General features: G+C 74.5%; 10 protein-coding genes. 5 read left to right on the top strand and 5 right to left on the bottom strand.

The window, feature by feature from the left end:
* Positions 1-41 precede the first annotated feature (41 nt).
* Positions 42-749 carry a hypothetical protein gene (locus ACIG87_RS16505; RefSeq protein ID WP_396851361.1) on the top strand — a complete coding sequence of 236 codons (708 nt, stop codon included), beginning with the start codon at positions 42-44 and terminating at the stop codon, positions 747-749.
* 40 nt (positions 750-789) lie between these two features.
* Positions 790-3,102, top strand: coding sequence for an AAA family ATPase (locus tag ACIG87_RS16500; protein ID WP_396851360.1), 2,313 nt, complete (start codon positions 790-792; stop codon positions 3,100-3,102).
* A gap of 3 nt (positions 3,103-3,105) precedes the next feature.
* On the opposite strand, the gene ACIG87_RS16495 is transcribed toward ACIG87_RS16500, so the two are convergent.
* The 5 genes from ACIG87_RS16495 to ACIG87_RS16475 form a co-directional block, all read right to left on the bottom strand.
* On the bottom strand, positions 3,106-3,621 hold the full coding sequence (locus ACIG87_RS16495) for a GNAT family N-acetyltransferase (RefSeq protein ID WP_396851359.1): 516 nt from the start codon (positions 3,619-3,621) through the stop codon (positions 3,106-3,108).
* A 114-nt stretch (positions 3,622-3,735) separates the two neighbouring features.
* Positions 3,736-4,185, bottom strand: coding sequence for a DUF3263 domain-containing protein (locus ACIG87_RS16490; RefSeq protein ID WP_396851358.1), 450 nt, complete (start codon positions 4,183-4,185; stop codon positions 3,736-3,738).
* A gap of 270 nt (positions 4,186-4,455) precedes the next feature.
* Positions 4,456-5,469, bottom strand: a complete 1,014-nt coding sequence (locus ACIG87_RS16485) for an ABC transporter permease (protein WP_396851357.1) — start codon at positions 5,467-5,469, stop codon at positions 4,456-4,458.
* The gene (locus tag ACIG87_RS16480; protein ID WP_396851356.1) at positions 5,466-6,476 is read right to left on the bottom strand and encodes an ABC transporter ATP-binding protein; all 1,011 of its coding nucleotides are present in this window, start codon (positions 6,474-6,476) and stop codon (positions 5,466-5,468) included. The genes ACIG87_RS16485 and ACIG87_RS16480 overlap by 4 nt, the downstream gene beginning before the upstream one ends.
* A 119-nt stretch (positions 6,477-6,595) precedes the next feature.
* The gene (locus tag ACIG87_RS16475) at positions 6,596-7,381 is read right to left on the bottom strand and encodes a DeoR/GlpR family DNA-binding transcription regulator (protein ID WP_396851355.1); all 786 of its coding nucleotides are present in this window, start codon (positions 7,379-7,381) and stop codon (positions 6,596-6,598) included.
* 199 nt (positions 7,382-7,580) lie between these two features.
* Between ACIG87_RS16475 and ACIG87_RS16470 the strand changes: the two genes are divergently transcribed.
* The 3 genes from ACIG87_RS16470 to nagA are packed head-to-tail and all read left to right on the top strand — an operon-like array spanning position 7,581 to position 10,626.
* A complete protein-coding gene (locus tag ACIG87_RS16470; protein WP_396851354.1) occupies positions 7,581-8,510 on the top strand; it encodes an SIS domain-containing protein in 930 nt (309 codons plus the stop codon).
* Positions 8,507-9,520 carry an ROK family protein gene (locus tag ACIG87_RS16465; protein WP_396851353.1) on the top strand — a complete coding sequence of 338 codons (1,014 nt, stop codon included), beginning with the start codon at positions 8,507-8,509 and terminating at the stop codon, positions 9,518-9,520. Before ACIG87_RS16470 ends, ACIG87_RS16465 begins: the two co-directional genes overlap by 4 nt.
* A complete protein-coding gene (gene nagA, locus ACIG87_RS16460; protein ID WP_396851352.1) occupies positions 9,517-10,626 on the top strand; it encodes an N-acetylglucosamine-6-phosphate deacetylase in 1,110 nt (369 codons plus the stop codon). Before ACIG87_RS16465 ends, nagA begins: the two co-directional genes overlap by 4 nt.
* The last annotated feature ends 205 nt before the right edge of the window (positions 10,627-10,831 follow it).

Below are 10,831 nucleotides of genomic sequence, written 5' to 3'. Positions count from 1 at the left end.
ATCGGCGCTCGGACCGTTTCCATCGGAGAGGGGGACGCGTGATGAGAGGTGGTCTGGACGAGACACTGGCCCGGCTGGCACGCCGTGAGGAGGCACGTCGTCGCCGGTCGGCCGAACAGGGCGCGGAGGTCGACGACGGCACGTCGACCCTGGCCTTCGAGGCCACCGGCCGGGGGACGACAGAGCCGACGCCTCCCGGGCCGGCGTTGATCGGGCCGGCGCTGATCGGGCCGGCACGCCCCGGGGCGGCACCGACCGGGCCGGGGCACCCCGGGGCGGCACCGGAGGGACCGGCCCGGAACGGGTCCGGGTGGACCGGGCCGGTGGCGTCCGCCGCCGGCGGGTCCGACCCGGTGGAGGAGGTGGCCGAGGCGGTCCGCCGGGTGGTCGCCGCCCGGCCCGGACTGTCCGTGGTGCTGCGGATCGAGTACGACGGGCGGACGTACCCGCTGCGGGTGGAGCGGACGGACGCCGGGGCTCGGGGCGAACGGACGGACGCCGACACGCGGATCGCCATCGACCCCCCGGCCAGGCCATCCCCGGCGATGCCATCCCCGGCCAGGCCATCCCCGGCGATGCCACCGCCGGCCTGGCCATCCCCGACGACGCCACCGCCGGCCTGGCCCCCTGCGGACCGGACGCCACCGGCCTGGACGCCACCGGCCCGGGAGATGCCCGGCGTCGACCCGGCGGCCCGGCTGGCCGAGTTGATCCGACGCGACCCGACGCTGCTCGACAACGACGACTGACCGCCGGGCGTCCGGAGCGGCGGGCGGCTACTGTCGGGCGATGCCCGAACCGGACCTGACCCTGACCGCGAGCCTGCGCCCGGCCGCGCTGGACGCCCGACGCGGCATCGTCCGGCTGCACCCGGAGGTGCTCACCGCCCTCGCGCTGCGCCCCGGCGACCCGGTACGGCTGACCGGTCGACGGGTCACCGCCGGGATCGTCGCGCCCGCCGAGCCGACCGCCAGCGCCGCCCTGCTCTACGCCGACGACCTCACGTTGGGCAACCTCGGCCTGCGCGACGGTGGACAGGTGACGGTCGCCGCTGCCCCGGTGGCCCCGGCCCGGCGGGTGACCCTGAGCGGCCCGGTGGCGGTGCTCGCCGCGGTCTCCCCGGAGATGCTCCGGCTCGCCCTGCTCGGCAAGGTGATCACCGAGGGTGACAACGTCTCCCTGCTGCCCCAGGACGTCCTCCCCGACGCCTCGGTGCGCGGCCTGGTCGACGCCGCCCGACGCAGCCTCGCCAACACCGTCGGGTACGCCTGGACGAGCACCCTGCTCACCGTGGTCGCCGCCGAACCGGAGACCGGCGCGCTGGTGACCATGGACACGGTGGTCGGCTGGGAGCACGGCCAGGTCACCCACGGCTCCTCCGGCCCGGCCCGCCCAGGCGCGGGCTCCACCACCCGGACCGGCCCCTCGACCGGTCGGACCGCCGGCACCCCGGCGGGTCAGGCTGCCGGTGCGCCGCAGGCCGCGACCACCGCCGGGGCGACCGGCTGGCCCACCGACGAGTCGGTGAACGAGGACGACGTGCCGCACGTGGACGAGCTGCCCGGCCTGCGTGCCCAGGCCGAGGAGCTGACCGAGCTGCTCGACCTCGGCTTCCACCACCGGGAGGTGCTGGGCCGGCTGGGCACCACGGTCTCGCTCGGCGTGCTGCTCAGCGGGCCGGCCGGCTCGGGCAAGTCGGCGCTGGTGCGGGCCGTGGCGAAGGCGGTCGGGGCCCGGGTACGCCCGCTCTGGGCACCGGAGTTGGCCGCGTTGACCAACGACGCGGCAGCCCGACGGCTGCGCGCGACCGCCGCCGAGCTGACCGGCGGCGGGCCGGCGGTGCTGCTGGTCACCGACGTGGAGGCGCTGGCCCCGGCCGAGGATGCCGGGCCGCTGGCCACCGTGTTCCGGCAGGTGATCGCCGGGGCCGTCCGATCGGGGACGGCGGTGGTGTGCACCACCTCACGCCCGGAGTCGGTCGATCCGGGGTTGCGCGCGCCGGACCTGCTGTCGCTACGGATCACGGTGCCGCTGCCCGACCCGGCGCTGCGCCGCGAGCAGTTGACCGTGCTGACCCGGCAGGTGCCGCTGGCCGAGGACGTCCGGCTCGACGAGGTGGCCGGTCGTACCCCCGGATTCGTCGCCGCCGACCTGGCCGCGCTGGTCCGGGAGGCCGGGGTACGGGCGGCGCTGCGGCAGAAGACGGCCGAGACGCCGACGGTGGCGATGGCCGACTTCTCGGCGGCGCTGGAGGTGGTCCGGCCGACCACCATGGCGGCCTCCACCCTGGAGCTGGCCACGGTCACCCTCGACGACGTCGGCGGCCTCGGTGAGGTGAAGCAGACCCTCACCGAGTCGGTGCTCTGGCCGTTGACCTACCCGGACACCTTCGCCCGGCTCGGGGTGCAGCCGCCCCGGGGTGTGCTGCTCTACGGGCCGCCGGGGTGCGGAAAGACGTACCTGGTGACCGCCCTGGCCGGAACGGGGCGGGCGAACGTGCTGTCGGTGAAGGGTGCCGAGCTGCTCTCCAAGTGGGTCGGGGAGAGCGAGCGGGCGGTGCGCGAACTGTTCCGCCGGGCCCGCGAGGCCGCGCCGACGCTGGTCTTCCTCGACGAGATGGACGCGCTGGCCCCGGTACGCGGGCAGGCCACCGACGGCGGTACCACCGACCGGGTGGTGGCCGCGCTGCTGACCGAGCTGGACGGGGTGGAGGCGCTGCGCAACGTGGTGGTGGTCGGGGCGACCAACCGGCCGGACCTGGTCGACCCGGCGCTGCTGCGCCCCGGCCGGCTGGAACGGCTGGTGTACGTGCCGCCACCGGACGGGCCGGCCCGGACGGAGATCCTCCGCGCGTCGTCCCGCACGGTGCCGCTGGCGGAGGAGGTCGACCTGGCCGCGCTCGGCGAGGAGCTGGCCGGTTTCTCGGCGGCGGACTGCGCGGCGCTGGTGCGGGAGGCGGCGCTGGCCGCGATGCGGGAGTCGCTGGCCGCTACCACGGTCACCGCCGCCCACGTCGCGACGGCCCGCCGTCGGGTCCGCCCCTCCCTGGACCCGGCCCAGGTCGCCTGGCTGGCGGCGTACGCGGAGAAGCGCGCGGGCTGAGGGTTACGGCAGAGCTGCGGGCGGAGTCGCGTCGAGAGATATCTCCGCGTGCACCTTTCCACCGTCTTCGAGCAGTTTCGCGCCGCATCGGCGCAGCACCGAGATGGCCCCCACGTTGTCCGGGGTGGTGTCCGCGACGACGGAGTGCATGCCGGCCGCCGCCGCGGCGTTCAGCAGTTCCCGCAGGACCATTGCGCCCAGCCCCTGCCCACGGGCCGAACGCCCGAGCCACATCCCCGTCTCCACCACCCCGGGAGGGTCACACCGGGTCATCCGCACCATGCCGACCACCTCGTCACCGACGTACACGGCGAACATCAGGGTGCGGGTCGGGCCGTCCAGGCCGGCGAAGCTGGCCCGGTGGAAGGCCCGGAACGCCTCCCGTCGGGCGTGCGACCAACCGGCGGGGGCCTCCACCGGAGGCATCACGTCGATCGGCTCGGCCTCGGCCGCCGCTACGGAGAGCAACGACTCCAGGTTCTCCTCGTCCACCGGCTCCAGCCGTACCGCGCCTGCCACATGCCGCAGTCTGCCGCCCCCACCGGACGTCGTCCATCCCTTTGGGTGGTGACTGGCGGTCCGGCCGGAGGTCTCGACCGGTCGTCGGATCGAATGCGAGGTGGTCGTGGGTGATCAGCGGCGTCGGTTACGGGTCCGCGAGGACCGCAGCCTCCGCAGCCGGCCGACCAGCAGCGGCTCGGCGGCCAGCGCGGCGGGGCGGTCCAGCAGGCCGTTGAGCAGCTGGTAGTAGCGGGTGGCGGAGAGCCCGAAGGTATCCCGGATGGCCTGTTCCTTGGCCCCGGCGTGCCGCCACCACTGCTGCTCGAAGGTGAGGATGCGCCGTTCCCGTTCGGTCAGCTCGTCGCCGCCGCCCGGCCGGCCGGCACCATCGGGGGCCACCGTGTCGGGGGCCGGTTCGCCGGTCGGCGGCGCGGCGACCGGCACCGGGTCCTCGGACCGGGGCGGGGCCGCCGGCGTCCGCTCGACGTCCGGGGCAGCTCGGGGCGGCGGCACCGCCTGCGGCTGCACGTCCACCGGCTCCGGCGACGGCTCGGACCTGGGTACGGCGTCGGCGGGCGGCATGGCGCTCCTCGGCAGGGCGGACGACCGGCCGGCGAACCGACCGGGGACACCCAGCTTAACCAGGCCGACTGACGCTCCCGGCCGGCACCGGGTGCCGCTCCCGCCCGCAACGATGACGCTCCCGCCGGTGCGGGCTGACGCGCCCGCCGGCAACGATGACGCTCCCGTCCGGCATGGGCCGTGCCCGTGTCCGGGAGGACGGACGGGCCCGTGCCGACCATCGGTCGACACGGGCCCGTACACCCGGCTCCGCGCGGGCGGGCGTCAGGCTCAGGTGATGTCCCGCCGGCGCATCATCCAGAACGCGGCGGCCAGCACCACGGCCGTGCCGATGCCGAACACCAGCGCCGAGTTCTGCCAGGTCACCAGCAGCTCCTTCGGGGTGCACTGACCCTGTACCAGCTCGCAGGACCGGTAGTCGATCAGCTTCCACTCCTTCTGGAACCAGGCCAGCGCGTAGGTGGACAGGACGTAGCGATCCCCGAACCGGACCCCGGCGACCGTCGTGGCGATCCGGATGCCGATCTCACTGACCACCCCGACCCCGACGGCGACGCCGAGCGCCATCGCGGTGTGCCGACCCAGCGAGGCCAGCGCGAAGGCCACCGCGCCCACGGCGAGGACCAGCGCCAACGCCCGCAACCCGCTGATCCCGGTGGACTGCCACACCCCCGAGGTGACCTTCGCGGTGGTCCCCCGGTACGTCGCGATCAGCCAGAAGGCCAGCGTCCACAGCGCGCCGAGCACCACGGTCACCCCGGACAGGGCGGTGAGCACGGCGGCCAGCTTGGTGCCCAGCACGGCGAGCCGTTTCGGCCGCCACAGCAGCAGGTTCATCATCCCGCCGGTGCTCCACTCGGCGCCCACGAACGAGGCGCCGATCAGGAAGGCGAAGAGCGCCACCGCCCCGGCGAAGACGCCGACGAAGGTGCCGAACTCGGCCCGGAAGTCGAACTGGTAGGGCAGGTTCCACTTCGGGTCGAACATGTCGGGGGTGGGCTTCCAGTCCCGGCCGCAGTTCGGGCCGTACCGGTCCTCGGTCTCCTCGCCGCGCGCCTTGGCCGCGTCGCACGCGCTGACCTCTCGCTCCCAGTGCCGCATGGCCTCCTGGAAGCTCGCGTCGGACTCGGCCTGTGCCTGGGCGATCACCGCCGGGGAGAGCTTGTGACTGGAGAAGGTGAAGGCGGTGATGATGCCGGCCAGGCCGAGGACGAGCACGATCAGCATGACCCGGGTGAGTCGGCGCTTGGCCAGCCGACGCAGTTCGGTGACGTACAGGCTCATGCGCCCCACCCTCCCGTGGCGCCGCCGGTGCTGCCCGGCTCGCCGACCTTCGTGGACTGGTCGACCTGACGGTGCTGGCCGGGGACCGGTGCGGTGGCGGTGATCTCCAGGAAGACGCTCTCCAGGTCCACCGACACCGGGGCCAGCTCGCTGACGTACAGGTGCTGTTCGGCGAGGAGCCGGCTGACCGTGGCCGGTTTGTCGACCCCGGCCAGCATCAGGTGGTCGGGGTGGCGGGTGACCGCGACGCCGGCCCGGCCGAGCAGGTCGGCGGCGGTGGCGAGATCCTCGACGGCCTCCAGCCGCACCCGTACGCCGCCGTGCGAGTGCTGGGCGAGCACCTGCTCCACCGGGCCGGCGGCGACCCGTCGGCCCAGCGAGATGATGGTGACCTCGTCGCAGATGAGCTGGATCTCGCCGAGGATGTGACTGGAGAGCACCACGGTCATCCCGGACTCGGCGAGGGTACGCATCAGGGTGCGCATCTCCCGGATGCCGCCCGGGTCGAGGCCGTTGGCCGGCTCGTCGAGGATCAGCAGCTTCGGGTTCTTGAGCAGGGCGGACGCGACGGCGAGCCGCTGCTTCATGCCGAGCGAGTACGTCTTGACCCGGTCACCGGCCCGGTCCCGCAGCCCGACCAGTTCCAGCACCTCGTCGACCCGTACGGCGGGCACGTCACCCGCCCCGGCCAGCAGAGACAGGGTGTCCCGGGCCGAGAAGTGCGGGAAGAACTGCGGGCTCTCCACGATCGCGCCGACCTGACCGGCGACGGCGGGGAGCGCGGCGGGCACCTCGCGGCCGAGGATCGCCATCCGGCCGCCGTCCGGCTGGATCAGCCCGAGCAGGGTCCGCAGGGTGGTGGTCTTCCCCGACCCGTTGGGGCCGAGGAAGCCGTGCACCTGACCGGCCTCCACCCGCATGTCGAAGCCGTCCAGCGCGTTGCGGACACCACGCCGGCGGCTCTTGTACGTCTTACGTAGACCTTCGATCTCCAGGACAGCCGACAAGCTGCGCCTCCCCCGATGGTGGGCCATGACAGCGGTCACCATACTCGGTATGCCCTCCAGGGCAATACCCGGTATGCATCGGCGCGCCGATCGCTACCGACGGTGTATCAACGAGTCACTCAGGCGCAGACGACGGTCACACCGGCGGCACGGAAGGCATCGACCAGACCGGGGTCCGCCCCGGAGTCGGTCACCAGGGTCTCCACCCGCTCCACCGGGCAGATCCGGGCGAACGCGTGACCGCCCAGCTTGGACGAGTCCGCGATGATCACTACCCGCTTGGCCCGCGCCACCATCAGGTTGTTCATCGCCGCCTCACCCTCGTGGTGGGCGGCAGCGCCCAACTGGGGATCGAGCGCGTCCACGCCCAACAGGGCGACGTCCAGGGTGACCTCGCGCAGCAGCGCCCCACCGAGCGGCCCGACCAGCTCGAACGACTTCGGCCGCACCACGCCCCCGGCGACCACGACCTTCATCCGGGAGCGGACCAGCAGCTCGTTGGCGATGTTCAGGGCGTTGGTGACCACGGTGAGCTGCGCGCCCTCGGCGTTGGTGTTCAGGTCCGGCCGGACGGCCAGGGCGCGGGCCACCTCGGTGCTGGTGGTGCCGCCGTTGAGGCCGACCACGGTGCCGGGGGAGACGAGCGCGGCGGCAGCGGCGCCGATCCGCTGCTTCTCGGCCGAGTGCTTGGCCGTCTTGTAGCGCAGCGGCAGGTCGTACGAGACGCCGTTGGCGACCGCGCCGCCCCGGGTCCGCGTGATCATCTGCTGCTGGGCGAGCTGGTCGAAGTCGCGTCGGATGGTGGCCTGGGAGACGTCCAGCCGTTCGGCGGCCTCCTCGACGCTTACCCGTCCGCTGCCGGTGAGCATCTCGAGCAGAGCGTTCCACCTGGCATACCGGTCCACGAGGGGCCTCCGATGACTCTGCCCGAACGGTGATTGATTGCGTGCACAGTAGTGCGCGAAACTGGCGGTGCGCAAAACCCTCGACTGCGCGATCCGGGGGCAGGTTGCCACACACACCCCGGTTCGCGCAGAATAACGCGCGAAAGACGGTGGTAATGAGCCGTATTGCGCACCTCCCTCCCCTGTGCGAGGAGTTCCCATGGCGTACGTCGACGCGGAGATCGCCAGCCAGCCCGACTGCTGGCGGGAGGCGGCCCGGTTGGCCGGCACCGTCGCCACCGACCTCCCCCGACCCGGCGAGCGGGTCGCCGTCGTCGGGTGCGGCACGTCGTGGTTCATGGCGATGGCGTACGCCGGGCTGCGCGAGCGGGCCGGCCACGGCGAGACCGACGCCTTCCAGGCGAGCGAGTTCCCCACCGAACGCCGCTACGACCGGCTGATCGCCATCACCCGCTCCGGCACCACCACCGAGGTGCTCGACCTGCTCGCCGCGCTACGCGGCCGGACACCCACCACCGTCCTGGTCGGTGACCCCGCATCGCCCGCCGTCGCGCTTGCCGACACGGCCGTGCCGATGCCCTTCGCCGACGAGCGCTCGGTGGTGCAGACCCGGTTCGCCACCACCGCCCTGGCACTGCTCCGCGCCCACCTCGGCGACAACGTCGAGGCCCTGGCCGCCGACGCCGAGGTCGCCGTCCGCGCCCCGCTGCCGCTCGACCCGGCCCGCATCGACCAGGCCACCTTCCTCGGTCGCGGCTGGACGGTCGGGCTGGCCCAGGAGGCCGCGTTGAAGTGCCGCGAGGCGGCCACCTTCTGGGCCGAGGCGTACCCGGCGATGGACTACCGGCACGGCCCCATCTCGATCGCCGGGCCCGGCCGGCTGGTCTGGGCGTTCGGGGAACTGCCCGACGGCCTGCCGGAGGACGTGGCGGCCACCGGGGCGGCGTTCGTCCACAGCCGGCACCACGGGTGCCACACCGTGCTGGGCAGTTGGGCGGCCGGGCGTACCCCGGTCGACCCGATGGCCGACCTGATCCTGGCCCAACGCTTCGCGGTGGCCCTGGCGACCAGCCGGGGCCTGGACCCGGACGCGCCCCGACACCTGACCCGCTCCGTGGTGCTGGCATGACCGACGGGTCAGCGGGCGACGACCGGGTCGTCGTCGCGTTGGACGTCGGCGGTACCGGCATGAAGTGCGCCCTGGTCCGCCCGGACGGCAGCGTGTGGCACGCCGAACGGCACCCGACCGACGCCGGGCGCGGCCCGGACGCGGTGGTGGAGACCATCCTGTCGGTCGCCGAGGACCTGGCCGGCAAGGCGCGTGCCGGCGGGTCGACCCCGGTGGCCTGCGGCGTCGCCGTGCCCGGGGTGGTCGACGAGGCCGCCGGGGTGGCGGTCTGGTCGGCGAACGTCGGCTTCCGGGACGTACCACTGCGGGATCTGGTGGCGGCGCGGCTGGCGCTGCCGGCGGCACTCGGCCACGACGTGCGGGGGGGCGGGATCGCCGAGGCCCGGCTCGGCGCCGGCCGGGACGCCCGGCACGTGCTCTTCGTCGCGATCGGCACCGGCATCGCCGCCGCGCACGTGGTCGCCGGATCGGCCGCCACCGGCGCGCACGGTGCCGCCGGCGAGATCGGCCACATCCTGGTACGCCCCGACGGCCCGCGCTGCGGCTGCGGCCGACCCGGCTGTCTGGAGGCCATCTCGTCCGCCTCGGCCATCGCCCGCCGCTACACCCAACTGGCCGACGGAACGACGCAGGCCGACCCGCCCGGAGTCGGCACGGCAGCACCTCCGGCCGACACGGCAACGCGCCCGGCCGGTACGGCGGTGAGTGCGGCCGAGGTGGCCGAGCGGGCGGCGGCCGGCGAGCCGCTGGCCGGCCAGGTGTGGCAGGAGGCCGTCGAGGCGCTCGCCGACGGACTCGCCACCGGGCAGGCGCTCTTCGACGTGGACACCGTGGTGATCGGCGGCGGGCTGGTCCGGGCCGGCGAGCAGCTGCTCGGCCCGCTCCGGGCGGCCCTGCACGAACGGATGACCTTCCATCGGGAGCCGCGCCTGGTCGCGGCGGCCCTGGGCGACGAGGCCGGCTGCCTCGGTGCCGCCCTGCTCGCCCTCGACAGTCTGGAGAGACGATGACCCTGCGGGTGACCGGCAAGGTGGTGACCCCGACCGGCGTGGTCCGGCAGGGGTGCGTGGAGTTGGACGGCGAGCGGATCACCGCGGTCGCCGAGTACCCGGCCAAGCGCGACGGGCACTGGATCGTGCCGGGTTTCGTGGACATGCACACCCACGGCGGCGGCGGGCACACCTTCACCACCGGCGACGCCGACGCCGCCCGCGAGGCCGCCGCGTTTCACCTGCGACACGGCACCACCACCCTGCTGGCCAGCCTGGTCAGCTCCCCGCTCGCGCTGATGCGGACCGCGACCGCCGCGTTCGCGCCGCTGGTCCGCGAGGGCGTGCTGGCGGGCGTCCACTTCGAAGGACCGTACCTGTCGGCTGCCCGGTGCGGCGCGCAGAACCCGGAGTTTCTCCGCGACCCGTCCGCCGACGAGCTGGGCCAACTCGTCGAGGAGGGTGCGGGAACGGTACGGATGGTCACCCTGGCCCCCGAGCGCCCCGGCGCGCTGGACGCGATCAAGCTGCTCACCTCGCACGGGGTGGTCGCCGCAATCGGCCACACCGACGCCACCTGGGAGCAGACCCGGGCCGCCATCTCGGCGGGGGCGAGCGTCGGCACCCACCTGTTCAACGGGATGCGCCCGCTGCACCACCGCGAGCCCGGCCCGGTGGTGGCCCTGCTGGAGGCCCCGAACGTGGTCTGTGAGCTGATCGGGGACGGGGTGCACCTGCACGACGGGATGCTCACCTTCGCCACCGCCGTGGCCGGCCCGGAGCGGGTCGCGCTGATCACCGACGCGATGGCCGCCGCCGGCATGCCCGACGGCGAGTACGAGCTGGGCGGCCAGCCCGTCGCCGTGGCCGACGGCGTGGCCCGGCTGGCCCAGGGCGGGGCGATCGCCGGCAGCACCCTCACCATGGACGCCGCACTGCGGCACGCCGTCACCGCCGGCATCCCGATCGCCGACGCGGTACGGATGGTCGCCACCACCCCGGCCCGGGCCATCGGTCTGGGTGACAAGGTCGGCGCCCTCCAGGTGGGCCTCCGCGCCAACCTGGTCGTCCTCGACGACGAACTGAACGTGGTCCGGGTGATGCGGGCCGGCACCTGGCTCGACTGACACCCACGTCAGCCCGACGCCGCCTGGCCCGGCCCGGCCCGACCTCGGTGCGGCTTGGCGCGGCCCGGCGCGGTGTGGCCCGGGGCGGCGCGGCTTGGCGCGGCCCGGGGCGGCTTGGCGCGGCCCGGGGCGGCTTGGCGCGGCCCGGGGCGGCTTGGCGCGGCCCGGGGCGGCTTGGCGCGGCCCGGGGCGGCTTGGCGCGGCC

The sequence above is a fragment of the Micromonospora sp. NPDC051925 genome (genome assembly GCF_044548625.1).
Taxonomy (GTDB): domain Bacteria; phylum Actinomycetota; class Actinomycetes; order Mycobacteriales; family Micromonosporaceae; genus Micromonospora.
The sequence above is the reverse complement of the archived record's forward strand: the minus strand, read 5'-3'. Positions and strand labels throughout refer to the sequence as shown.

Coding starts and splice junctions, on each gene's coding strand:
- ACIG87_RS16505 (WP_396851361.1), top strand. CDS start 42: ATGAGAGGTGGTCTGGACGAGACACTGGCCCGGCTGGCACGCCGTGAG.
- ACIG87_RS16500 (WP_396851360.1), top strand. CDS start 790: ATGCCCGAACCGGACCTGACCCTGACCGCGAGCCTGCGCCCGGCCGCG.
- ACIG87_RS16490 (WP_396851358.1), bottom strand. CDS start 4,185: ATGCCGCCCGCCGACGCCGTACCCAGGTCCGAGCCGTCGCCGGAGCCG.
- ACIG87_RS16485 (WP_396851357.1), bottom strand. CDS start 5,469: ATGAGCCTGTACGTCACCGAACTGCGTCGGCTGGCCAAGCGCCGACTC.
- ACIG87_RS16470 (WP_396851354.1), top strand. CDS start 7,581: ATGGCGTACGTCGACGCGGAGATCGCCAGCCAGCCCGACTGCTGGCGG.
- ACIG87_RS16465 (WP_396851353.1), top strand. CDS start 8,507: ATGACCGACGGGTCAGCGGGCGACGACCGGGTCGTCGTCGCGTTGGAC.
- nagA (WP_396851352.1), top strand. CDS start 9,517: ATGACCCTGCGGGTGACCGGCAAGGTGGTGACCCCGACCGGCGTGGTC.